The sequence below is a fragment of the Novosphingobium sp. 63-713 genome, from assembly GCF_001898925.1.
Classification (GTDB): Bacteria; Pseudomonadota; Alphaproteobacteria; order Sphingomonadales; family Sphingomonadaceae; genus Novosphingobium.
Genome location: NZ_MKVS01000035.1, coordinates 14,935 through 38,780 on the forward strand (window position 1 = coordinate 14,935; position 23,846 = coordinate 38,780).

Genomic DNA, 23,846 nt, shown 5'->3' on the forward strand with positions numbered 1-23,846 from the left:
TCACTAAGGTGAACAATATGCGAACAATAGCAGGTCTGCCATGAGTGATCGATCATCAAAGCTCGGCCCCCGTGTCACCGTCAGCGTCACGCCCGGAGACTACGACACGCTGAACACGCTCGCCGAAAAGGACGACGTATCCGTGTCGTGGGTCGTGCGGCGTGCCATCCATGAATATTTGCGGCGACACCAGCAGCCCGCTCGGGCTGTGCGGCGGCCGGCTCTGGACAAGCGGGCAGCAGCACCGGAACGGACATGAAACAAATGAAAATGCCGGGGGAAAACGAACAGATGCTTCACACAGCAAACAGGCCACGCAAGGCAGCGCGGGCGATGCCCGCCAAATCTCTGGATGCCCTCTACCGCCAGCCACTGGCGGCAAAGCGCACCGGTGCCCTGTACGGGGCCTTTCCCTACCCGACAAAGATTTCCCCGGAGGCGATTGCCCTATATATCGCCGCCCATACCAAACCCGGTGACACCGTGTTTGACGGGTTCGGGGGCAGCGGGACGACCGGCCTCGCCGCGCTGCTTTGTGAACGGCCAACCGAGGAATTGCGCGCCGAAGCGATCCGCCTTGGTCTTGACGTGCAGTGGGGTGCCCGCAATGCCGTTCTCTATGAGCTGGGCGCGCTCGGCTCGTTTGTCGGCCGGACCCTGACCAATCCGCCCGATCCTGCCGCGTTCAGGAAGGCCGCCGAAGATGTCCTGGCGGCCGGGGAGAGCGAAGACGGCTGGATGTATGAAGCGCGCGATCCCTCCGGAGCGAAAGGCTCCCTTCGTCACCTGATCTGGAGCGATAAGCTGCGCTGCCCCGGTTGCCGCAGCTCTGTCACGTTGTGGGATGCGTGCGTTTCGCTCGATCCAGCGGAGATTTCTTCCACCTTCTCCTGCCCGAAATGCCGCCACGAAGCGCCGATGGATGATGTGCAACGGGTGACGGTGCAGGAAAAGGATGATTTGCTTGGCGAGCAGCGCGCATTGCGCGGACGCGCGATGGCCCGCGTCTATGGTTCGACCGGAAAAAAACGATGGTCGCGCCCAGCCATGGCCGCCGACCTGACGCTTATCAAGAAGATTGAGGCGGAGCCAATCCCGTCGTGCGTCCCACAGGCGTTGATCCCCTGGGGCGATCTTTACCGAAAAGGCTACCACCAGGGCATTACGCACGTTCATCACTTCTACACGCGGCGCAATCTCATCGTCTTCGCTCGCATGTGGGAGCGTGTGGAATCGTATCGCGGCGCGCTCCGCGAAGGGCTGCGCTTCTGGCTGCTCAGCTATAATGCGGCGCATGGCACGATCATGACGCGCGTCGTGGCGAAGTCCGGCCAGAAAGACCTAGTCGTCACCAGCGCCCAACCCGGCGTACTCTATGTCAGCGGCCTTCCGGTCGAAAAGAACTTTTTTGCAGGATTGCGGCGCAAGCTGACAACAATTGCGCGGGCGTTTGAGACAATCCACGGCGGCAGCGGCAAGGTCGAAGTCGTCCACGGATCTAGCTGCGCTGTCGCGCTGCCGTCCGGCAGTATCGACTATGTATTCACGGACCCGCCCTTCGGAGCCAACATACCCTATGCCGAACTCAGTTATATAAATGAGGCCTGGCTCAAGACCTTCACCGACCGCACAGATGAAGCCATCGTTAGCCCAGACCAAGGCAAGGCCATTGACGAGTACCGGGACCTGCTGACCCAGTCGTTCAGCGAGGCCCGCCGGATATTGAAGCCGTCCGGCAAAGCCACGATGGTGTTTCATTCCGCATCCGCCGAAGTCTGGAACGCCTTGCAGCGCGCCTACCAGGATGCGGGCTTTGACGTGGAGTATGCGGGGGTTCTCGACAAGAAGCAGGGCAGCTTCAAACAGGTCACAACGGAAGGAGCCGTGCGCGGCGATCCCGTGCTCCTGTTGGGGCCCCGTCGTAAGGACGAGGCCCGGATCGAAAGCAAGACCGGTATGGACGAATGTGTATGGAAGGTCGCAACGGCCCTTTACCGCGCGGCGACCGCCGCGCATGATCCGGCCGAAGCGACGGCGCAGAGGCTTTACTCCCGCCTCGTGACGCATTTCCTCAGCCATCATCAACAAGTGCCGCTCGACGCAGACGTTTTTTATCGCTGGTACGCTGAACAGCCGCTGCCCGGAGTATTATGCAGTGCCAGCGACTGACTCAATCGGCGCGATCAGGTCCTCAGCGCGGTCCTTTGAGGGAAGCCTGCCGCCGGCTCAGCGCAAACGGCTGGGGCAGTTCTTTACAGGGTTGCCGTTGGGGGCGCTTCTCGCGCACCTAGCGCTCGACCCCGGCGCGCGCACAGTGCTCGATCCGATGGCGGGGCACGGCGACCTCCTTGATGCGGCAGCATTGACGGCGCAGGCGCGGGGAGCTCGGCTCAGCCGACTGCACGGAATAGAGCTTGATTACGCAACAGCCGCCTTCTGCGGTCGTAGGATGGCGGCTTTGGAGGCGGACGAAGCCGCGGAGAGCAGCCATATTCTCACGGGAAGTGCTTTCGACCCCGCCGCCATCGCGGCGCTAGATACCCCCGGCTACGATCTCGTCATCACCAATCCCCCTTATGTGAGATACCAATCGCAAAACGGGAACGGTGCCGGTGTCGGTGACGTGCGCCGGGGCCTGTCCGCGATTGTTGATGCACGCATGATCGGCGGCGAGCGCGCGCTCTGGCAGGCACTGGTCGACGGCTATTCGGGCCTTGCCGATCTTTCCATACCGGCATGGCTCCTGTCCGCCCTGTTGACACGGCCGGGCGGTCGCCTAGCCCTTGTCGTTCCCGCCACCTGGCGTTCGCGCGACTATGCCGATGTTGTGCGCTACCTGCTGCTACGCGCGTTCCGCCTTGAGTACATTGTCGCTGATACCCAGCCCGGCTGGTTCTCCGATGCACTGGTGCGCACGCATCTTGTCATCGCGCGGCGGCTCTCCTGGGGCGAGGCGCAAGCGCCCGTGTCAGCCCGGTCGCTTTTGCCGGCCGCAACTTGGCTGCAAGTTGCACCCGCGGCTGCGGGCGGAGAGTCGCTTGTGGGCGGTGCCTTTCCTAGTTCTGAACCGGAGCGGGATTTTGCGGCATGGGCAGGCACGGCGAACGGAGACGTGCCGGGCATTGAGAACCGGCCCTTTGCGCTGGATGAGGAATGGCGCACGCTGGAACAGCGCCTTGCACGCAAGGGCTGGTTCCAGAAGGCCGAAAACAGACGCGATGCCCTGCCGCTATTTTCTGCTGGGGACGCAAGGCCTGCGGCGATCCCGCAAGGATTGCTCGACATGCTGCCGCCGGGCGCGGCACCAGCGCACCTCCAAACGCTTGAACAGGCCGGTATTCGGGTCAGCCAGGGTCTGCGTACGGGATGCAACCGCTTCTTTTATGTGACCTTGGCCGGTGACCAAGAGGGCGATACCGTCACCGTCGAAGCTTCGGACAGCTTTCAGAACATGCAGGTGCGCGTTCCCGTGGCGGCGCTGCGCCCTGTTCTTCATCGTCAGGCGGATATGCAGGCCTTTGCGGACGGCCGCGTTCCGGCCACACGCGCGCTTGATTTGTCGAACTGGGTTCTGCCGGAAGACCAGCCGCTCGTCGCGGGAGCGGCGGAGGCCTACCGTGAGCGGCGCATATCTGCACCCCGCGTAATGCCGCCGGAGCTCGCTTCGTTCGTGCGGCTGGCAGCCCGAACTTCGCTGGACTCCAAAGAGCCGGCGCGGTGCATTCCTGATCTTACGGCCGTGCGCACCAATGTCCGCAAGCCCGCGACAGGCCGCGACGTGCCGCGCTTCTGGTACATGCTGCCGGCCTTCACCGCGCGCCACCTGCCCGCGACTTTTACGCCGCGCATCAATCACGGCACACCGGCCGTCGCGCTGAATACGCAGCCGCCGGTCCTGATTGATGCCAACTTCTCAACTTTGTGGGCGGAGCAAAGGCATTGGACAGCGCACGCTCTCTACGCCCTGTTCCACAGCAGTTGGTGCCGGGCGGCAATGGAAGCCGCCGGCACGCCGCTTGGCGGCGGCGCGCTCAAACTCGAAGCGACGCACATCCGTCAGGTGCCGATTCCCGCTTTATCGGACAGCGACTGCGAGAGACTCGCCGCGCTCGGACAGCAACTGGCCGCGGGCGTGCCATCCGCCCAGCACCAGATCGACATGTTCATCCTCGCCGCTTCGTTGCCCGGTATGAATGAAAACAACCTCAAAGAAGTAGCGCTCCGTATCGACTCTCGTCTTGAGGCTGCGTGCGCGGCCCGTCAAAGGACCGTCCATGACAGCTGATATTGCCCGCATCCGTGAAACTATCGCGCGCTGCCGCATGCTGCGGGATGCCGGTCATGTCGAGGCGGTCCTGCGCAGCGAGTTCCAGGGACGGTTGCGGCTTATGTTCCCGGATACCGCGCACGAGACCTGGATCAACAACTACACCGAAGGAACGGAAGCCCATACCAAAGTGGGCACGGAATCAGGCAAGGTCGCATCCCGGTTCATCGACAATCTGGTGGGATCGACGACGATTGAGTACGAATCCGACCTGCGCAACACCGCCAAGCGCGATACCGGCTATGCGCAGGTGCAGGAGCAGGCGGCCGGGCTCGTCCGCGCGGGCATGCCGGTTTCAACAATACGAGGCGTGCTGTCCGACACGGTCGAATGGTGCGCCTACGATGCCGAGCTTGCAGCGGGGGTCGATCCACCATCCTGCACCGCTGCCGACATCACGCTCGTTGTTATCGACGAACTCAGGCTACCCGATGACAGCGTCTTGTCCGCCGAGCAGCTCGGCGGCTTTATCAAGAAGCATCTGGCGCGCGAACAGTCGCGGCCGTTGCGGTCAGAATTCCTCGCCTCCGATCTCGGCATGGACTCGGCTGCATACAAAAGCAGCGCGGGACCTGTGTCGCTGCTGGTGGACGAGGGGCGCAAGGGCGATCCGTCGGCGAGCCTCGCCACCGATCTCTGGTCTCAGTTCGTCGATCATCTGGAGGGGCCAGCGGGCACCTTCCGCACCGCCGCGTATGTTGATGAAGCTTACGTGACCCTTCTCGCGCGACTTCTGAGCGCGAACGTGCTGACAGGCAAGGCGGTGCTCAGCACAGACAATGAGTTGAAGACAATCCTGAACGGGGAATTCTTCCGCAACAATTTCCAGCTGGAGAATGTAGTCGAGCAGGATTATTTTGGCTGGCTTCTCAGCCCGTCCTACATCGACCGGCTTGTCGCGGTGGCCCGCGACCTCCAGCGCGATCTATATGCTTACGATTTCAGCTGGTATCCCGAAGAGGATTTGTTCGGCCGCTTCATGGCGCAGCTCGCCCGTCGCAGCCAGCGCAAGCTGCTCGGCCAGGAATGGACCCCGCACTGGCTCGCCCGCCTGCTTGCCGATCGTTGCATCGACGGGCTCCCGGCCGGGGAAAGCCCTCGGATCGTCGATATGTGCTGCGGATCCGGCACGATGCTCGCGGAAATCATAAAGGCAACACGGGAACGGTTTGGCTTTTCTGCCATCGAGCAGCTTCAAGACGTTGCGACCGGATTCGACATCGACCCGCTGGCGGTTAGCCTCGCCAAAACTACATGGGTCGTCAGCCTGTCGGCCGAGATCAAGGCTGCAACAAAGCCCATCGTCATCCCAGTCTATCATGCGGACTCGCTGTTCGCCGTCACGCCGGTTTCCGCGTCAGTTCCGCTGGTCGGCGAAGGCGATACCATTCCGGTTTCGCTTGACGGCACGACCGTATATTTACCGACAGCGTTGGTGCAGCCTGCGTACCGCGAGCTTTTCGACCGGATCGTGGACTGGGCCTACGACGAAGCGCGTGATGCGCAGCGGCGTGGCACAGTTGCGGGTTTCAGCAAGGCGGACGCAGACGGTTTTCTCGACGGCACGATCTCGGCGTTCGGGATCACGTTGTCGCCGGAGCTTTACAAGCAGCTTTCCGATGCGCTGTTCCCACTGGCGCATCGCATGGCCGAACTTGCCGTTGCCGGACGCAACGGCATCTGGGCGTTCATCCTACGCAATACCTACAGGCCGGGACTCCTGACCGGCCACTTCAACGGGCTTGTGTCAAATCCGCCATGGCTCGCCATGAGCGGGCTGGCCGACAACCCGTACCGGGACTTGCTGAAAGGCCGGGCAAAACTCTACGGCATCCAGCCCGCAGGACAGTCCTTTCTCCATCTTGAACTGGGCACGATGCACCTGCTCCATGCCATCGACCGCTATCTCGGGCCGGATGCCTCCGTCGCCTGCCTTGTACCCGGCACGGTGCTGAACGGCACCCACCACGAGCGGCTCAGGCAGCATGATTTCCTGACAAGCAACCGTCCCGTGCCGCTCGACATCGCCGAAATCTGGCAGGTCGCCCCCGGAACCTTCAAATATCCCGGCGCGGCGCTCGTCGGTCACAAAAAAGCGAACATGACCGGGCTTCCGCGAACCACGTTTAGCGGCTTCGTTGCGACCGATACAGGGCTGGATACCACCGGCTTTTCAGTTCGCACCATCGGTTCGGCGCGCAGCGCATGGGTGCTGGAAAAGGGCGTTAGTCCGGCCGTGACCGGCAGTGGCGGTGACCTGCCGCAGCAGGGGGCCGACCTTATGCCGCGCACCGCCGTATGCATCAATATCGTACAGAATGCGGGGGCGGAGTACCGCGTCGATACGCCTACACGCACCTCCGCATGGGGGTTTACGATCAAATCAGCCAAGGAATTAGCGGCAGACCGCTTCCCCGGCCATGTCGCGCCGCGCTTTCTTTTCCGCATGGCCCAGTCGGAAAACCTGCTGCCGTTCGTGCTCGGTGTCCATCGCGCGCCGATGGCTCTGCCGGCGCTGCGCGCGGCGGGCGGAACGTGGAGCATTCTCGACGAGGCCGAAATCCGCAGGCAGGGCTTTACCCAGACCGCACGGCGGTTCGCCGCGATCAACCAGAGGCTCAAAACGGTGGGGAAAGGCAAGTCGCTCCAACAGCGCATCGATGAGCGGGGTAAGCTTTCCAAGCAAGTCTTCGGTATGAGCGGGTACCTCATTCTGGCCGGTGCCGGCGGCAAGATCATCTGCGCGGCGTGCGTTCCGGTTGCGCAGGCTCAGGACCTTGTCGTTGACCAGACACTGTACTGGAAAGTTGTGACGGACGCGGACGAGGCCTGGTACCAGGTCGGCATGCTCAACAGCGAGGCTCTCACCAACGCCACCCTCGCGTTTAACCCGAAGGGCGATTTCGGGGAGCGGCATCTTCACACGCTACCATACAGAATGATGCCTACATACGATGCCGCCAAAGTCGATCATCAGAAGATCGCGGTCCTTGCCAAAGAGATTGCCACACTAGCGGACGACCATTGCACGACGGACCTGTATCTGGCTGATCCTGCCAAAGCACTGACGGCGCGCCGCCGCAAATTGCGCACGCTGCTCGAAGCATCGCCGCTACTGGCGCAGCTTGAAACATTGGCGCAGTCGGCGCTGACCGGTGCATCCCCCGCGCCATCCGGCGGCAGCGGTAGCGGGACGCAGGCTCCGGTATGCTGATCGTCCAGAACGCCGCAGAACCGGCGCGCTTGCGCAATGCTCTCGTCGATATGGTCGCGGCGGGGGCCATCGATATCCGCGCCGCTTCCGCATACGTCACGCTCGGCGGCGCAAACATATTGCTGTCTGCCGTCGCAAATGCCGTGGGGCCGGCCGCATTCGCGGCGATGCCCAAAACCCTTGTGACATCCTTTGATTTCGGCCTTACCGAACCTCAAGCCTTGCAGCATTGGCGCGGGCTGGCGAACGCCACTGTTCTGGTGTCGGGCGCGCAGAGGCTGGCGCAGGGCTCGCTTATGCCGCTGCGCGCCTTTCATCCCAAACTATACGTCTTTGGCACCGATCCCCAAACATGCTGCACGCTGGTCGGCTCGGCGAACCTGACCAGCCGCGGTTTTAGCGTGAATACCGAGGCGGCATGGGCACAGCATGGCGTTCCGCGCGCCGATGCCGATGAAGCCTTCGACAAGGCCCGCTTTGAAACCACTACTCTTACCGACGACTTGCTCGCAGCCTATACCGCCCTGCGACAGGCCCAGCCGCCGCCCCCCGAAATCGAGCAGGAGGCACAGCCTGTAGCAGCACCGGCACCGGTGGCGGGTGCCGCGTTGCCCTTGTTCCGCGTCGCCATTGAGACCGAAGTGATCAACCCCGCCGACTATCCCGCCATGTGGGTTCACGGCGAGGCCCTTCAAGGCGGATCGAGCAACCAACTGGAGCTGCCGCGCGGCGGACACCGGTTCTTCGGCCTCGTTTTCGACCAATACGACTATCCGCATAACTTGATAATCGGTGAGCCCGTCCTCCGCTGCGGCGCGCGCGTGTGGAGCGACCGGCGACTGACCTGGCATGGCAATAACAAGATGGAGCGGATGAACCTGCCGACTGCCGCACAGGGCGGGTTCAATTATGCCGACTCGGCGGTCATGTTCCGCCGCCTGACCAACGGTTCCTTCGAGCTAATCGTGACCCCCTGGGAGTCCGATCTTGCACGTTCGTGGCGGCAGGCCTCGGCACAGCGTCAAACGCTTTTTCGCCTTGGCACGGTGGCCACCAACAGGGTTGTCGGTTTGCTGTAAAGCAGCGAATTTAATCATCTTGTACGGCTGCCCAGATTGTGGTGCCTCCGCGTGCGCGGACCCGGCTTTATGACGCCGGATGTGCCGGCTCTACGGAGCCAGCCATGTTGTCTCCGCCCATTCGGGTGGCGATCCCTGGCACGAAGCATTCAGGGCGAACGAGCTTGGTCACGGCAAGGCGTTCTGCCGGCCCCGGATCGAATCCGCCCAATCCGAAAGAGTCTTGATGTCGGCAAGGATGTCGTCGGGCGGCGGCACCGCGCCGTCCCGTGCGCGCGACGGGTCGTGCGCGTCCACGAGGTCGCTGCACTTCTTGAAGTTCTTGCGGAATGTCTCGACATCAGCGTCTTCAATGACAGTCACCCGTTTCAGGTTCTTCGTGTCGATATAGTCCCGGTGGCGGTGGATGACCCCGGCAAAAGCGACATCTTCCAGCCCGCGCTCCCACGTCGCACGCAGCCGGTCATAGATTTTCGCGGCTGCGTCCCGGTATCCTTCTTCATCGTTCGCGTCATATAGATTCCGCGCCTCTCGCGCCGCCTTTTCCAATTTATCAACCCGGTCGCGGATACCGGCGTGCTGCCAGGGCAAGCCGTCCGTGACCATGCCCGTCCCGGCTGGCCCACGCGACAGGCTGACGAGCTTCATAGGAACAGCCTCGCGGACGGCCTTGTCGTGAAGGTCGTTCACGAACACCATGTCATGAGTGAAGACGATAATCTGGCGGGTTGCGGTTTCTTCGACAAGCCGGTCCGCCACCTTTTCGCGCCAGCGATGATCGAGCGATGTCACCGGGTCATCGAACACCAGCGCAGATTTGTGCTGGGCCGTCGCCATTTCGGTGAGGAACGCGGCAAGAGCGACGCAGGTTTGCTCACCCTCGCTCAGGACCAAATGGACCTTGGCTTTCGGGTTGGCAAAGAGGCGCACCTGATAGTTGGGCGAGCCGTACTGCCCGCCCGAGCGCACGATTTCCACGCGCACTTTCTCCGCTGCGAGACGGACGATTTCCGACTGAAACTGGTCGCGCATTTTCGGGGTGATGACATTGTCGGCGATATCGTTGCCGAGCTTGGTGATGGCGTTGGTCGCCGTGTCAGTGATGCAGGTGCGGACAATGCGCAGATCATCAAGTCGCTTGATTTCTTTCTTTGCGGTTTCGAGAAAGTCGGCAACCGCCGCCCGGTCCGTCAACGAGTCACGTTCGAGGATCAGCCGGTCGCGGCCCTCAGCGTCGGCCGCTTCGTCAAGTTCCGTAGCATAGGCTTCCAGAGTGGCCGCTAAGGCCTCCAGCTCCGCCTTCGGTGACGGCGAAAAGGGTGGCAGGTTTAGCGGGTCAGCGGTCGAAAGGGCGCGAAGGCATATCAGGCGGCGAAAATCCGCGCTGGCGACAAAGCGCAAAACCTTGCGGGCAAGGCCGGGGTTCTGGAGGGCGATGCGCTGGCGCGCCTGCGCGATCACTCGCACGTCCGGTTGCCGCGCCGTGAATGCGGCAAGAGCCTCAGAATAGTCTTGCTCGGCGCGCGCCGCTTGTAATTCGGCATCCGCGCGGACGAATGCCTCGAAGCTCCCCAGGCGGTCCTTGGCATCCGCATGCAGCGCCTGGTGACACAGGACGCAGGCTTCGTCCCCTGTGGGCGGGAAAGGCGCGCCAGGATAAGCCGTTTGGTCCGAATAGCGGCGGGCGGCCTCCCATAGCGCCCGCCATGTTTCCCCGCCGACACCGGGAATGGAAAGGCCGTCAAAGGTCTCGCGCGCGGCAAAATCAGCCGCCGCCCGCTTGTCCCGCGCCGCGTCCGCCAGCGTTTTCATCCCGGCCAGCTTTTCATCCCCATAGGCGGCGGCAAGCCTGTCCAGGGTAGCGATCAGCTGCCTTACATTGCCGGCAAAAAGCCTCTGTTCGGCTGCAGCGTCCGCAGGGTTTTTCAGCAGGTCTTCGTCAAGGCGTGCCAGCCGTGCCCGCTCGTCGGTGCTCATCTCACCAAGTTTCTCAAGCGCGGCAAAATCGGTGTCATGGCTCAGTGCCGACATGATCGCGCCGACCGGCGTGGCCGGGTTCCACCTCGGCTTATCGAAGACCGGGTCGCGGGCCGCATTGAGCTGGGTTTCTTCAGCACCCAGTTTCTGCTTAAGCGCCTGGCAAATACCGGCGAGGTCGTCGGGAATATCCAAGCCGAAGGGCCTGAACGCCACTTCGTTCTTTTCCTGCACATGCACCGAGCCGCAGTCCCGGTCAAAGACGCTGACGGCAGACAGCACCGCGTCCGGCTTGCCGTCGTCGGTCCAGCTGACGGGCGGTGCGGCTACACCGTCCTTGAGAATCGAAAAAGTGCCGGTCGCTTTGCCGGGGGGCGGCAGGTTGTACGCATCCGGCATGATCTCGCCCGCCTTGCGCGCGCGGCAGGCGCGCTTGAGCACTCGCCCGTAACCCGACTTGCCGGACCCGTTCGGCCCGTACACGATGGTGAGCCCCGCCGCTTCAAACGGTAGGGACTGGCCGGGGGCGAGCTGGTTTACACCGGCGATATCCCCGACGCTTGCCAGTGCTATCGACTCGCCGCCGGCGGGGGCGGTCGGCAAATGCGCGGCTTCGAGGGCCGCCGGTACCAACGCAATACCTTCGGCACCGTGCTCCTTCTTGCACAGGGCTAGGATGTCCTTCACCCCATCGTCATCGGGCGTTCCGCCGGTCACGATCCGGCGCAGGGCATCACGTTGCCAAAGCGGGCGGTCAGCCGACCAGTCGAGTATAGTTTCGAGAACGGTCTTGTTTGCTTTCTTGTTCATTCTGTTGTCCCCGGCACCCGGCCCTTTCCCCGTATAGTTGATAGCGCAGAAAGCCCGCCATTGTCTCAGTAACATGCATCCACGCCCGTGCAGGATAGCATGTAACCTGCGGCAGTGCCGGGTCAGGGGTCAGGTGGGCGCTGCCCTCCCGCACTCGGGCCGGGGTTCTGCCGCTCAGGCTTCGCAATATGATGGCAGCAAGATTCTGACGAGGTTCAGCATATGCGGGAAATGGATGATAGCGGGCGGCATGAGGTCTTGGACATGGCATCCTTTCTGAACCGCGCGGTTGCCAGAGAGCTTTGCGAACACGCGCAAGTGCAGGCGAATCCCGAATGGATGGCACTGGCCGACTCGGCAGCGGAATCTCTTTGGGCGCTCTATCAGGTGGTCGGCGGGACACATCTTGGGGACGATGGCACCATATCCAGGGAATAAGCCTGCAATACTTAGGCTTGTGCCGATCGTCATTGACATGCGTCCCCGTCTTCTTTCTGCTATCGCAGGTTTAAGAAGCGAGATGTTGATCGCGCGCCGGGGGCGGCATGGCAAAGAGCAGGGCTTTCTCGATATACCTTCTCAAGGAAGGCTATGATGCTGCCAACGCGCTGCGGGAGGACCATGCGCTCGACGACGATATCGGCGCGCAAGGCCTGCCGGAAGGCGCAACGCTGTTCGTGCTGGATAGCGACCCGCGCCCGCCATGGTGGAAGTCATATTTCAACGTCGAGAAAAACCTGACGCAAGTCAACAAGGGTGCCCTTGTGTTCCTGCCGGTCGGTGGGCGGTGTTTCGCGCTCTCCTTCGGCCATGTCGCCCATAACTTGATCGACTCCAGCTACGAATATGATTTTGGGCTGCGGGTAACATTGAACTGCCTTGACCCGCACAAGCTTAAAAGCACCGACACGCTCGATCCCGGTGCGGCCAAGCGCCAGCGGACGCAGCTTCCGATCGAGTCTGAGCTGACGCTGTTCGATTTCGACCGTGACAGCACGATCTTGCGCAGCCTGACCGGCAAGGTCCGCGATGAGCACAAGGAACTGTTCCGGCACGCCACAGGCGGCAGTAATTTGCGTATCAGCACGGATGTCGAGGCCGACCGGCTGGCGGCGCTGTGCGAGAAGCTGCTCGATCTATATCAGAGCGAGGAATACAAGGCCGCTTTCCCGGATATCCAGAACATCATGCCGGTCCGTGATCCGGCGCAGATCGAGGCGTTGAACGGCCGACTCCTAGCGGCCTTTCGCGCGCGCAATCCCGACCTCAACCTCACGGTTCCGGAAATCATCAACTACAGCGACAACCTCTACGCCGCCTTCGCCGGAGCCGGGCGCAGCCGCGTCTATGACGATGTCTATATCGGGCGGTACTACCAGTATCTGGATGAACATGGGATCGACCTGAATGCTCTGAGGGTCGAGGAATTGCGCCGTCACGCGCTGGTCCTGACCGACGAGGACGGAAACAGCCGCGACCGCTACAGCATCTTCAAGAGCCTGGTCTTCGACACGACGCTGGAGGACGCGCAAGGCGAAACCTTCCATCTTTGCGAAGGCAATTGGTACCGCATCGACGATACCTATATCGCGCGGCTTAGCGCCTATCTCGACCCGCTATGCGAGGACAGCGATCTCCCGCCCTACGATCATCCGAGCGAGGGCGAATACAATGCGGCCGTTGGGGCGGGGGACGCGGCTATCGCCTGCCTTGATACAAAGAATATCAGCCCAGACGGGCAAAGCGCGGTGGAGCCTTGCGACCTGCTGGCGGTCCGCGACGGCGTCGCTGCCTTCTATCATGTCAAAGTCTCGACGCTCTCGGCTCAGTTGAGCCATCTGTTCAATCAGGGCGTCAACGCCATCGAATTGATGAGGCTGGAGCCGCAGGCCGTTGACAAGCTGGAGGCGCTTATCCGGGAAGTGCTTGCCGATGGCGATGCGGATGCGATGGTCACGCTCGTTCGTGACCGGAAATGCCGCATTGTCTTCGGCATCGTGACCCGGAAAGACCCCGCCGGGCGGTCGCTGAACCTGCCCTTGTTCTCCCGCATCAGCCTTATGCGCGGCATGAAGGCGCTCCAGCTGATGGACGTTCCGGGGCGTGTGATTTTCATCGCGGACCAGGTTGTGGCAGCGGAAGGCCGCAAGAAGAAGCGGAAGAAGAAGGACGTGCCTGATGAGGTGTAATTGGCAGCCGCCTCCGATAAATGGCTCTTAAAAACCTACGGGAGTGGTGGGATGCTCTGGCCATCTTCAAACACTAAAAAATCCGTATTGATCCCGCTTTTCATGCTTCGATTCTGTACAGTTGAGACCGCCAAGCGGTCCAAAACAGCCGCAGTTATCTTCTGCGAGCTATGTCGGAGCGTATAATCGGCGGTTATCTCAGGTGGAGCTATACCGCCCGGCTGGTGGGGCGGGAACCGTAACTTCAGGCGCACCGCTAGAACCTTGCTATTATATTCATAACTAGAGAGATAGAAGATCAATTTGTGCGGTAATCGGCGGTGTTTGGCGGGCCGGGAGGGATTCGAACTATCTTTTCATCTGGTCGGTGCCGAGAACTGACCGCGTCCGCTTGCGGGAACAGTCTAAACTTGCATCAATGCCGATTAGGGGCGCGAAGCTCCCACACCTGTTCGCAGTCTGGAAAGTCCGCTATCCCAATCAGCGCTCCTGAAAGGCGACGTACCGGACCGTCCGCATCTATAGTCCTTCGCAGCCATCTCTATCGAGATACTCTGCTCGGCCATCACGGTGAACGATCCAGCGACCGAATTTTCTTTCAGCCTGATCAACGATCCACAGCGGCAGCAAAAGAGAAGCAAAGAGGGTTGCTGTGGTTTTGACCTCAAAGAGCCTTTTGAAAAGCGCGAGGGCCAAGGCGATGAGAGCCATGGTCGCTGCCCCAAGTACGATGGCTTTGACGATGCAAATGTACCTCGGGATCAAGTGATGGCGGACACGTTCGAGTTCATCTTTGGCTTGCTTCATCTCCTGCCGCAGCGCCAAGCGGTCAGCCATCAGCTTTTCTACCGGCGGGTTGACGGCCTTCATTGCGGCTAGGAGGCGTTCGTCTGCAATTGGCGGCAACTGGTTGTCGTTCATGTCAGGCGCTCAGGGCAAAAATCTTCTCGCTCATGGCGGGGCTGATCTCGCCATGCTCCAGCAGGTATTGAAACAGCGCGCCACCGAGTTTGATAAGCGCGTCCTGTTCCACATCATCGCCTCCGCGGCTCAAGAAGGCCCAAGCGGTCGCGATTGAACGGGCATAGATGCTGTCCAGGCTCTCAGCATCAGGTCGGCCTTCGCCGGTCAGAAGCCAATTTGCGCTGACGCCATAGACTTGGCTGAAGGCAAGGATCGCCGATGCCGGAGGCTCACGCCCCTTCTCATAATTGACCAAGGCGCCGTGCGAGATGCCGATCGCTTCGGCGACATCGGTCTGCTTCAGCCCCTTGGCTTTACGGATCTCCAGAAAACGCGCGCCGATGCTCACACTGCCCCGCCACACGATTCCGCCTTGACGAAACTCACAAACATGAGTTACTCCAACTATCGTGAGTTTCTGCCAAACTCTAATCTCAAACTACTACAGAGGTGAAAGTCATGCAATTGCTGACACTCCCCAAACTGGCCGCTCAAAGCGGCTGGCCCGAATCTCGTATTCGACGGATGGTCGCTCGAAAGCAGCTTGCCCACATCCGCGTGAATGGCCGGCTGATGCTGCCGGAGACGGCAATCGACGACTATGTCGCGAAACATTTTGTCGAAGCAAACGGCTCCGGATCGGCTCAGCCTGCTGAGGCATAGTTGTCGCCAGGATCGAAATCACATCAGTCGTGACCAGAGGAGGACCTCGATGCGAGGTGCCGACTACAGCGAACCGCTTGGAATCGAGCGCGTGTCTATCAGTCAGGCAGTTCAGATCTCCGGTCTGAAGATGCGGACGCTCCAAAATCTCGCTGCCCAAGGTCTCATTCCCGGTGCTGCCAAGCCGGCAGGCCGCTGGACCTTCGATATTGCCCAGCTGCGGCAATGGGCGCGGCAAACACCGGAAAACACACTGCCATGCCGAAAAACATCTCTATCCGTAATGGCGTCTACTGGGGCCGTTTCCAAGTCGCCGGACGCATATACCGCAAGTCGTTACATGTCCGTGTTGAGCCAAAACGGCGCGCAGAAGCAAGGGCGATCCAGGCCCTAGAGCGGCTCAGGCTGGAGATTGAGGAGCAAATCCACCATGGCATTGCGCCCCCCAGAATTTGGCAAGATGCTGTCATCGCGTGGAATGATGTAGCTGCTAGGCAAATTTCCGAGAAAACGAAAACCCGTTACCTCGTTAGCCTTAAGCAATGCGGTCCATTTCTCGAGGACAAGATACTTGATCGCATTGATGCCGCCAGCTTGCGGGAGATGATTAAGGCGCGCAGGGAGCAAGGAACCTCTAATGCAACAATCCGGCGTGATCTTACGGCGGTTTCTGCGGTTCTTGCCCATGCGCAAGATGAAGGGTGGATCGAGCAGAATGCCGCTCTCGCCGTCAATCGGCGGCGCATTCCTGAGCGGAGATCTCCGATCCTTCTTCCGACAGATGTTTCCATTGCGGCCATGCTTGCCGCCGTTCCTCCAAAGCTGGCTGACATCACAAGTTTCGCTATTGAGACGGGGATGCGTCAGGATGAGATTGTGCAACTCGACTGGAGCTGCATCAGTTTTACTCGGCGCGTGGCGACGATCCATAAAACGAAGGGCAGCAAGCTTCGTACAGTCCCTTTGAATGATGCGGCGCTAGCCATTTTGGAGCGCCAGCCCAAGGCGTCAAAATCCCAGATTGTGTTCTGGACTGGCGATGGGGCGACCATCGGATGGGTCTCCAACGTGTTCGCGAAGTGGTCACGAAAACTGTCACAGCGAAAGCCGGATTTTGTCCGCTTCAGATTCCACGATTTGCGGCATCTTTTTGCCGTCAGATATCTGCAGAATGGCGGAAGTATCTATATTCTTCAGGGGATTATGGGGCACACCAGTGTGAAGACTACAGAGATCTATCTGGCCTATCTCACGCCCGAACAGCAATTGATCGCCAAGAACGGGTAGTCACACTGGTGGTCACAAAAGTGGTCACAGATACAACGGTTTTTCGTCCAGCGACCCACAAAGGGGAAATATCGATGTCGAAAAAGCAACCAACAATCAGAATGTTGGCGGAGACGCCGGGATTCGAACCCGGGGTGCCCCAGTTAGGGCACGACGGTTTAGCAAACCGCTGGTTTCAGCCACTCACCCACGTCTCCGGATCGCAGCGGCGAAGGCGGCCTATAGCGGGGGTATTTCGAACCGGCAAGGGGGTAGAATGATTTCTTTTTATTCGCTGGGGAAACGCCGCCTGCGCCTGCCCATTGCCGCCGACGCAAAAACGCTTCAGCCTGCAGCAAGGCAAACCCGGCCACGTTTTGCCGCATATCCGACTCGGCCCGCCGCCTGCCGGCTTGCGCAGCGGCGGACCGGATTGTCCACAAGGCCGGCGGGCGACAGATTTGGGCCTGCCGCGATGAGAGGAATGAAGTGATGATGCCGAACCGTATGGCTGCCCATGGCGCAAGGATGGGCGCAGTGGTGGCGCTGAGCATGATGATTCTGGCGCCGGTGGCCCATGCGCAGAGCAATCCGCCGATCGATTCCGATCTGGTCCGCCCCGGCGCTCCGGCGACCTCGGCGCCCGCTTCTTCTCCGCCTGCGCCTGCCTATGCGCCGTCCGCCACCGGCGCGCCCTATGCCCCGGCGGCCCAGCCCACGCCCATGTCCGCCACATCCGTGCCCCCGGCCGATGGCACGACCTATCATCAGGACGATCTGATCGGAGCGGCAGAAGGTGTGTTCGGCAAGGGGGCCAAGGGGTTGGCTCAGCTCATTCAGGATATTCTGAAAAAGCAGGGCGAACCCAATGCCTATATCATCGGGCGAGAGGCGGGCGGGGCCTTTGCCCTTGGCCTGCGCTATGGGTCGGGCACGCTCTATCACCGCGTCGAAGGTCAGCGTCCGGCCTATTGGGCGGGGCCCTCGATCGGGTTTGATGCCGGGGCCAATGCGGCCGACACTTTCATGCTGGTCTATAACCTGCACAACACCGAGGACCTCTATCACCGCTTTGGCGCGGGCGAGGGGCAGGCCTATATGGTGGGCGGTTTCAACGTTTCCTATGTGCGGCGCGGGGATATCGTGCTGATTCCGGTGCGCATGGGGGTCGGGCTGCGGCTGGGCATCAATGGCGGCTATATGAAGTTCTCGAAAAAGCAGAATTGGAACCCGCTCTAAGCGCCGAATCGTGGCGATACGCCCTTGCCCCCACCGGCGCGTGGGGGTAAAGGCGCGGCCACTATGCTCAACAACCTCAAGCAACAGCCCGCCGACGCGCTTCTGGCGCTGATCAAGCTCCACAATGCGGATCCCCGCGAGGACAAGATTGACCTCGGCGTGGGTGTCTATCGCACCGATACGGGCGCCACGCCCGTGTTCGAATCGGTGAAGGCGGCTGAAAAGCTGCTGCTCGATACGCAGGATTCCAAAGCCTATCTCGGGCCCGAAGGCGACATGGGCTTTGTCCATGCGCTGATGCCCTATGTGTTTGGCGCCGCAAACCCCACCATGGACGGCCGCATTGATGGTATGCAGGCTCCGGGCGGCACGGGCGCGGTGCGTCTGGCCGTGGCTCTGGCCAAGAAGGCGGGCGTTACCCGCATCCTGATGGGCACGCCCAGCTGGCCCAACCATGCGCAGATCGCCGCTGACGTTGGCGTGGAAATCAAGGGTTTCAACCACGCCACCAAGGCTGGCGTTGCCGATATGGATGCTCTGCGCGAAGCGATTGCCGGGGCGCAGGCCACCGACGCCATCATGCTGCACGGCTGCTGCCACAATCCGACCGGCATTGATTACACCAACGCCGAATGGGACGAAATCGCGGCCCTTATCAAGGCCAAGGGCATCCTGCCGATCCTCGACCTGGCCTATCAAGGTCTGGGCCAGGGCATGGAAGAAGACGCCTATGGCATCCGCCGCGTTCTGGCCGAAGTGCCTGAAGCGCTGATCGCCTATAGCTGCGACAAGAACTTCGGTTACTACCGCGACCGCGTGGGCGCGCTCTATGTGCTGGCGCAGAACGCCGATGCGGTGAACATCGTGCTCTCGAACGGCGCCACGCTGGCCCGCGCGGCCTGGTCGATGCCGCCCGATCACGGTGGCGCGGTGGTTCGCCTGATCCTCTCGGATGCGGGCCTGACCAAGAGCTGGCTCAACGAGCTGGACGTGATGCGCGCGCGCATGAACGAAGTGCGCGCCAAGCTGGGCGGTGCGGGCGTTCAGGGTTCGGTCGATTTTGCGCCCTTCGGCACGCAGAACGGACTGTTCTCGATCGTTCCGCTGACCGGCGATCAGGTGCTGGCCATGCGCGAAAAGCATGGCGTCTATATGGCCGGTTCGGGCCGTATCAACGTAGCGGGCCTGACGATGGGCAACATCGACAAGTTCATTGCGGCGGTGGCTGACGTTACGGCTTGATTTGGGATTTCGGGGGTTTGATGCCTCCGGCAGGCAAAGGGACTCGGTCCCTTTGCAATCCCGTTACTGGAAGGGCGCTTCGTTGGAAAACGGGGCGCCCTTTTGGTTTGTAAAAAAGCCTGCGGCGCGGGGAGTGGCGCCGCAGGCTTTAACATTCCAACGCCGCGTCCTACACTTGCTGCCGAACCTGTGTGGCGCAACGCCGACAGTAATGGGAGCGCGAGGGTCTAGACCCTCGCATTCATCCCTTATTTCTTGAAAATCACCCCTTCAACGCCTGCATCCGCTTCAGATACCGTGCCAGCACGTCAATCTCCAGATTGACCGAAGCGCCCTCGACCCACTGCCCGGCGGTGGTGACCTTGGCGGTATGGGGGATGATGTTGAGCGCAAAGTGGCAGGTGCCATCGGCCTGATCGGCGATGTCATTGACCGTCAGCGAGATGCCATCGACGGTGATCGAGCCTTTTTCCGCGATATAGGGTGCAAGGTCTGCGGGTGCGGCAATGATCACGCGGATCGAATCGCCAACGGTGCTGATGCTGACCACTGATCCCACGCCATCGACATGGCCGGTCACGATATGCCCGCCCAGTTCATCGCCCAGCTTGAGCGCCGGTTCGAGATTGAGCGTCGTGCCTTGTACCCAGCGGCCCGCGACGGTGCGGCTGGTGGTTTCGCCCGAAATATCGACGGCGAACCACGAATCGCCCGCGACTCCCCCCTTGTCCACCACGGTCAGGCAGGCGCCCGAGCAGGCGATGGAGGCGCCGATGGCGATGCCTTCGGGGTCAAAGGGGGCGGCGATGCGGGCGTGGACGTGGTCCTGCCCGGTGGCCTCTACGATAGTGCCTAAAGCGGTAACAATGCCGGTAAACATGGGTTTGCCTCATAGATTTCCAGCGTGTCCTTGCCAAGCTGGCGTTGATCGGTCTTGTGCCAGCGGTCATGCGCCTGCGCCAGAGCGGAAAGGCCATAATCGCCCACACCCTGCCTGCCGCCGCCGATCAGGATGGGCGCGCGATAGAGCAGCAGGCGATCCACCAGCCCGGCGCGCAGGAAGGCCGATGCCGCCCCCGCGCCGCCTTCGACAAAGAGGTAGAGGTCATCGCAAAGTTCATGAATCGTCTCGGGCGAGGCGATGGCCTGCCAGCCATCCGGCGCCGCGCCATGCGTCAGCACCAGCTTGCGCGGGCATTGTCCTTCCAGCCCCGGCAGGCGCACGTCGAGGCGGGGATTGTCCGCCCGCAATGTTCCGCCACCCACCAGAATCGCGTCCGATTGCGCGCGCATCGCATGGGTATGGGCGCGCGCTTCGGCGCCTGTTATCCACTGGCTCTCGCCATCGGCCCGCGCGATGCAGCCGTCGAGCGACAGGGCCAGCTTGAGCGTCACATGCGGCCGCCCCTTTGTCCGCTGGGCCAGATAACCGGCCAGCGAGGCGCGCGAGGCGGGGCAATCGACCTGTTCGACGGCGATGCCCGCGCTGCGAATCCGGGCGATGCCTGCGCCCGCCGTGCGCGGATCGGGGTCGCCGCAGCCGATCACCACCCGCGCCAGCCCCGATGCCGCCACCAGATCGGCGCAGGCCGGGCCGCGCGCCGAAACATGGGCGCAGGGTTCGAGGCTGACATACATCGTGGCCCCGCGCGCATCGACGCCGCTCAGCGCCACCGCTTCGGCATGGGGCCGCCCGCCGCCTTGCGTCCAGCCGCGCGACACGACCACGCCATCGCGCACAATAATCGCGCCCACGCCTGGATTGGGCCGCGACAAGGGCCGCGCCCGCGCGGAAAGCCTTGCGGCGGCGGCCAGCCAGCGCAGATCGGCGCTATCGACCATTATTTGGCGGCGGCGGCCTGCACGGCCTTGGCGTGTTCGGCCTCGGCCGCGGCGGCCTTGGCCTCTGCGGCGCGCTGGGCTGCGGCATCACGCTCGATCTTGTCGACGTCCATGCCCGAAATCCGGCCCAGCGTGCGGTAGAGCTTTTTCGTCTCTTCCTCGGCCTCGGCCTGTTCGCGCAGGCGCTGTTCCTTGATCTTCTGGAAGGCCAGGTTGCTGGCCTTGATTTCCTCGTCGCTGCGGTCGGCGCGCCAGCTGTTGATATAGGTGATCGAAGGCAGGCGCGGCGGTGCCCGATGCTCCTCGCGGATGATGAGCGAGAGAACCGATCCGCTGGCCACCAGCGCGGCCAGCACAAAGCGCCACCGGTTACGCCCCGACGAGCGCCACACCGAGACGAAATCGGACACGGCGCCCGTGGGGGACACATCGGCCCACATCGAATTCTTGCGTTTGAAAACCATCACGCCACGCAAATAGGGATGAATCGCGCCTTACGCCAGCACTATGCGCCCGGATCAGCCAAGCGGCGTATAGAGCGAGCGCCCATGGCGTTTGAGCCAGCGGTTGGTTTCCTCGATACTGCCTTCAAACAATTGGGCAAGCAAGGCGTGGAAGGCGGATGAATGGTTGAAATGGACCAGATGCGTGACCTCATGGGCAACCACCGCGCGGCGCACCGAATCGGGGGCCATCATCAGGCGCCAGTTTAGCCGCACGGCGCCCCGGGCCGAACAGCTGCCCCAGCGGGCCTGTGCGCCCGAGAGCGCCAGCGGGGGCACAGGCACCCCGGCGCGAGCGCAATAAAAGGCCAGATCCTGCGCAAAATGCTCACGCGCCTGCGCCTGCATCCAGCGGGTGAGGCGTGGGACGAGCGAATCGAGCGCGCCGCCCATGTGGATCACGCCCCCTTCGCACACCACGCGGCGGGCGGAGCCGGGGCTGTGGGCGATCCGGTGCGGCGCCCCGGCAAACAGGATCACCCCGCCCGGCGCCAGCTCCACCTTGGGCGTATGGCGCGCCAGTTGCGCGGCCAGCCAGTCGGCCCGTAGATGGGCGAAATCCAGTGCATCCTGGGTCCGGCCCCATTTGGGCATGGCGATCCGCACCTCGCTGCCATCGGGGGCAAGGCGCATGGTCATGCGGCGCGATTGCGGCAGGCGGCGGATGGCGATCGGCACACGCACACCATTAAGGGTAATCGAGGGGCTCTCCTCCTCCCGCTGACTGCGACGCAGCCAGTCGAGCATCAGTCCTCGTCCTCTTCGAGGATCTCCAGCGGCACTATGCCCTCGGGCCAGATGATGTGATGGTGCAGCGGCCCGGCCACTGTTTCGCTGATCGCACGACCCGCGACGCTGGCTTTGGCGTCATGCACGCTCTGGCGGTCGCCGGTCAGCAGGTAATGCCATTCGGGCAGCGGCCGATCCTCGGCCCGGCGGCGATAGGCGCAGGTTTCGGGCAGCCAGCCCAATTGCCGCACGCTTTTGGGCGTCAGGCGGATGCAATCGGGCACATGGGCGCGACGGTTCTTGTAATCGCTGCATTGGCCCGTGCGCAGGTCGAGCAGCTTGCAGGCCACATTGGTCATGAAGATCTCGCCGCTGTCCTCATCCTCGACCTTGTGCAGACAGCACTGGCCGCAGCCATCGCACAGCGCTTCCCATTCCGCCTTGCTCAGGCGGTGGAGCGGGAGTTCCCAGAAGCGGTCCCTCATTTCACCCATGTTGCAAGATCCTCCGCCACGGCCTGCGGGCCTTTGTCGACAGGCAGCATCGAGATGGGCTGGCCATCCGGCCCCATCAGATAGGCGATGCGGCTGTGGTCCATCAGATATCCGCCCGAGGTTTCCTTGCCGCGTGCATAATAGGCGGCAAAGGCCTTGGCCGCCTGATCCACCTGCGCGGGCGTTCCGGTCAGCCCGATCAGGCGCGGCGAGAAGGCGGCGGCAAATTCGCCCACCACCTTGGGCGTATCGCGCGCCGGGTCGATGGAGATGAAGATCGGGCGGATGCGGTCGGCCTCTTTGGGGTGGGCCTTGGCAAAGGCGTCCAGCCCGCGCATCGCCACCGCCACATCGGTGGGGCAGGCATCGGGGCAGAACGTGTAGCCGAAATAGACGATCCGGTAGAAGCCCTTGAAATCGGACCATTGGACAGTCTTGCCGTCCTTGTCCACCAACGTGAAGGGACCACCGATGGCGGCGCCCGCCAGCGGCGGATCGGCAGGAGAGGGCGCGGATTTGCAACCCGACAGCAACAGCGCGCCGGCAAGCAGCGCGATCAGGGGTGAACGAAAGGGCTTGATCATGGCGCGGCTGTTCATGCTCTGCTAAAGGCCCTTGCGCAAGGTGCGATGATGCGCCCATGAGGGTTTAAGGGCGGCGCGTTCGGCTATGGAGGAAGTGAAGTGATCTCTGGCACATATCTGCGCAAACTGCGCGTGGCGCTGTTTGCCGCGTTGGCCGTGGGCGTTGCCATGCCGGGCCCGGCGCAGGCCCAGTTTTCGAAAAGCTATAAATTCCTCGAAAGCGTGAAGAAGAAGGAAGGCCAGGAGGTCACCGACGCTCTGGCCGAACCGGGCACGACGATCATCAACACGCGCGATGTTTCCACCGGCGAAACCGCGCTGCATATCGTGACCGCCCGGCGTGATACAACATGGATCAGCTTCCTGCTGGGCAAGGGGGCCGATCCCAACATCCGCGATGCCAAGGGCCAGACCCCGCTGGTGGTGGCGGCCAATCTCGGCTTTGTCGAAGGGATGGAATTGCTGATCACGGGCGGGGCGCGGGTGGATGAACCCAATTCGACCGGCGAAACCCCGCTGATTTCGGCCGTGCATCGCCGCGATATCGCGATGATGCGCGTGTTGCTCAAGGCCGGGGCCAGCCCCGACCGCGCCGACAGCTCGGGCCGCAGCGCGCGCGACTATGCCAAGCTGGAACGCAACGACAATCTGATCGAAGAGATCAACACCAACGCCAAGAAGACTGACAACAAGGCCCGCACCTATGGGCCTTCGTTCTGACGCAG

Annotated in this window: 21 protein-coding genes and 1 tRNA gene; 12 read left to right on the plus strand and 10 right to left on the minus strand. The window is 62.1% G+C overall.

Annotated features, from left to right (window positions below; all coding sequences use genetic code 11):
- Window positions 1-40 precede the first annotated feature (40 nt).
- Genes BGP00_RS25410 through BGP00_RS16030 form a run of 5 tightly spaced genes read left to right on the plus strand, consistent with a single transcriptional unit; the run spans window position 41 to window position 8,620 of the window.
- Complete coding sequence (locus BGP00_RS25410; RefSeq protein WP_366522359.1) at window positions 41-259, plus strand: ribbon-helix-helix protein, CopG family; 219 nt, start codon at window positions 41-43, stop codon at window positions 257-259.
- Window positions 256-2,169, plus strand: a complete 1,914-nt coding sequence (locus tag BGP00_RS16015) for a DNA methyltransferase (RefSeq protein WP_292693904.1) — start codon at window positions 256-258, stop codon at window positions 2,167-2,169. Before BGP00_RS25410 ends, BGP00_RS16015 begins: the two co-directional genes overlap by 4 nt.
- Entirely contained in the window at window positions 2,156-4,285 is a 2,130-nt protein-coding gene (locus BGP00_RS16020) for an N-6 DNA methylase (RefSeq protein ID WP_292693902.1), read from the plus strand. Before BGP00_RS16015 ends, BGP00_RS16020 begins: the two co-directional genes overlap by 14 nt.
- Window positions 4,275-7,541 carry an N-6 DNA methylase gene (locus BGP00_RS16025; protein ID WP_292693899.1) on the plus strand — a complete coding sequence of 1,089 codons (3,267 nt, stop codon included), beginning with the start codon at window positions 4,275-4,277 and terminating at the stop codon, window positions 7,539-7,541. Before BGP00_RS16020 ends, BGP00_RS16025 begins: the two co-directional genes overlap by 11 nt.
- On the plus strand, window positions 7,535-8,620 hold the full coding sequence (locus tag BGP00_RS16030; protein WP_292693897.1) for a phospholipase D family protein: 1,086 nt from the start codon (window positions 7,535-7,537) through the stop codon (window positions 8,618-8,620). The genes BGP00_RS16025 and BGP00_RS16030 overlap by 7 nt, the downstream gene beginning before the upstream one ends.
- A gap of 168 nt (window positions 8,621-8,788) precedes the next feature.
- On the opposite strand, the gene BGP00_RS16035 is transcribed toward BGP00_RS16030, so the two are convergent.
- Complete coding sequence (locus BGP00_RS16035; protein ID WP_292693894.1) at window positions 8,789-11,407, minus strand: AAA family ATPase; 2,619 nt, start codon at window positions 11,405-11,407, stop codon at window positions 8,789-8,791.
- 264 nt (window positions 11,408-11,671) lie between these two features.
- Here BGP00_RS16035 and BGP00_RS16040 point away from each other — a divergent pair, with 264 nt between their 5' ends.
- Together BGP00_RS16040 and BGP00_RS16045 are read left to right on the plus strand one after the other, a co-directional pair.
- Window positions 11,672-11,845, plus strand: a complete 174-nt coding sequence (locus BGP00_RS16040) for a hypothetical protein (RefSeq protein ID WP_292693892.1) — start codon at window positions 11,672-11,674, stop codon at window positions 11,843-11,845.
- Between the two features lie 107 nt (window positions 11,846-11,952).
- On the plus strand, window positions 11,953-13,596 hold the full coding sequence (locus BGP00_RS16045; protein ID WP_292693890.1) for a DUF6119 family protein: 1,644 nt from the start codon (window positions 11,953-11,955) through the stop codon (window positions 13,594-13,596).
- 519 nt (window positions 13,597-14,115) lie between these two features.
- Here BGP00_RS16045 and BGP00_RS16050 read toward each other — a convergent pair.
- Complete coding sequence (locus BGP00_RS16050) at window positions 14,116-14,517, minus strand: hypothetical protein (RefSeq protein ID WP_292693888.1); 402 nt, start codon at window positions 14,515-14,517, stop codon at window positions 14,116-14,118.
- A 1-nt stretch (window position 14,518) separates the two neighbouring features.
- On the minus strand, window positions 14,519-14,908 hold the full coding sequence (locus BGP00_RS16055) for a helix-turn-helix transcriptional regulator (protein ID WP_008068470.1): 390 nt from the start codon (window positions 14,906-14,908) through the stop codon (window positions 14,519-14,521).
- A gap of 110 nt (window positions 14,909-15,018) precedes the next feature.
- On the opposite strand from BGP00_RS16055, the gene BGP00_RS16060 reads away from it, so the two are divergent.
- Together BGP00_RS16060 and BGP00_RS16065 are read left to right on the plus strand one after the other, a co-directional pair.
- The gene (locus tag BGP00_RS16060; RefSeq protein WP_292693880.1) at window positions 15,019-15,222 is read left to right on the plus strand and encodes a hypothetical protein; all 204 of its coding nucleotides are present in this window, start codon (window positions 15,019-15,021) and stop codon (window positions 15,220-15,222) included.
- 225 nt (window positions 15,223-15,447) lie between these two features.
- A complete protein-coding gene (locus BGP00_RS16065) occupies window positions 15,448-16,509 on the plus strand; it encodes a site-specific integrase (RefSeq protein WP_292693877.1) in 1,062 nt (353 codons plus the stop codon).
- Between the two features lie 105 nt (window positions 16,510-16,614).
- Here BGP00_RS16065 and BGP00_RS16070 read toward each other — a convergent pair.
- A tRNA-Ser gene (locus tag BGP00_RS16070) sits at window positions 16,615-16,706 on the minus strand.
- 274 nt (window positions 16,707-16,980) lie between these two features.
- Between BGP00_RS16070 and BGP00_RS16075 the strand changes: the two genes are divergently transcribed.
- Window positions 16,981-17,727: a DUF1134 domain-containing protein gene (locus BGP00_RS16075; RefSeq protein WP_292693874.1), complete on the plus strand. Its 747-nt coding sequence runs from the start codon at window positions 16,981-16,983 to the stop codon at window positions 17,725-17,727.
- A gap of 63 nt (window positions 17,728-17,790) precedes the next feature.
- Window positions 17,791-18,969 carry an amino acid aminotransferase gene (locus BGP00_RS16080; protein WP_292693871.1) on the plus strand — a complete coding sequence of 393 codons (1,179 nt, stop codon included), beginning with the start codon at window positions 17,791-17,793 and terminating at the stop codon, window positions 18,967-18,969.
- 262 nt (window positions 18,970-19,231) lie between these two features.
- Here the strand turns inward: BGP00_RS16080 and BGP00_RS16085 are convergent, their stop codons facing one another.
- Genes BGP00_RS16085 through BGP00_RS16110 form a run of 6 tightly spaced genes read right to left on the minus strand, consistent with a single transcriptional unit; the run spans window position 19,232 to window position 23,136 of the window.
- Window positions 19,232-19,849: a riboflavin synthase gene (locus tag BGP00_RS16085; protein WP_292693869.1), complete on the minus strand. Its 618-nt coding sequence runs from the start codon at window positions 19,847-19,849 to the stop codon at window positions 19,232-19,234.
- Entirely contained in the window at window positions 19,822-20,811 is a 990-nt protein-coding gene (ribD, locus tag BGP00_RS16090) for a bifunctional diaminohydroxyphosphoribosylaminopyrimidine deaminase/5-amino-6-(5-phosphoribosylamino)uracil reductase RibD (protein ID WP_292693867.1), read from the minus strand. Before ribD ends, BGP00_RS16085 begins: the two co-directional genes overlap by 28 nt.
- Complete coding sequence (locus BGP00_RS16095; RefSeq protein WP_292693866.1) at window positions 20,811-21,278, minus strand: hypothetical protein; 468 nt, start codon at window positions 21,276-21,278, stop codon at window positions 20,811-20,813. Before BGP00_RS16095 ends, ribD begins: the two co-directional genes overlap by 1 nt.
- A 51-nt stretch (window positions 21,279-21,329) precedes the next feature.
- On the minus strand, window positions 21,330-22,061 hold the full coding sequence (locus tag BGP00_RS16100; protein WP_292693863.1) for a SprT family zinc-dependent metalloprotease: 732 nt from the start codon (window positions 22,059-22,061) through the stop codon (window positions 21,330-21,332).
- Window positions 22,061-22,537: a YcgN family cysteine cluster protein gene (locus BGP00_RS16105; RefSeq protein WP_292693860.1), complete on the minus strand. Its 477-nt coding sequence runs from the start codon at window positions 22,535-22,537 to the stop codon at window positions 22,061-22,063. Before BGP00_RS16105 ends, BGP00_RS16100 begins: the two co-directional genes overlap by 1 nt.
- Entirely contained in the window at window positions 22,525-23,136 is a 612-nt protein-coding gene (locus BGP00_RS16110) for an SCO family protein (RefSeq protein ID WP_292923650.1), read from the minus strand. The genes BGP00_RS16105 and BGP00_RS16110 overlap by 13 nt, the downstream gene beginning before the upstream one ends.
- A gap of 84 nt (window positions 23,137-23,220) precedes the next feature.
- Between BGP00_RS16110 and BGP00_RS16115 the strand changes: the two genes are divergently transcribed.
- Window positions 23,221-23,841: an ankyrin repeat domain-containing protein gene (locus BGP00_RS16115; RefSeq protein WP_292693855.1), complete on the plus strand. Its 621-nt coding sequence runs from the start codon at window positions 23,221-23,223 to the stop codon at window positions 23,839-23,841.
- Window positions 23,842-23,846 lie beyond the last annotated feature (5 nt).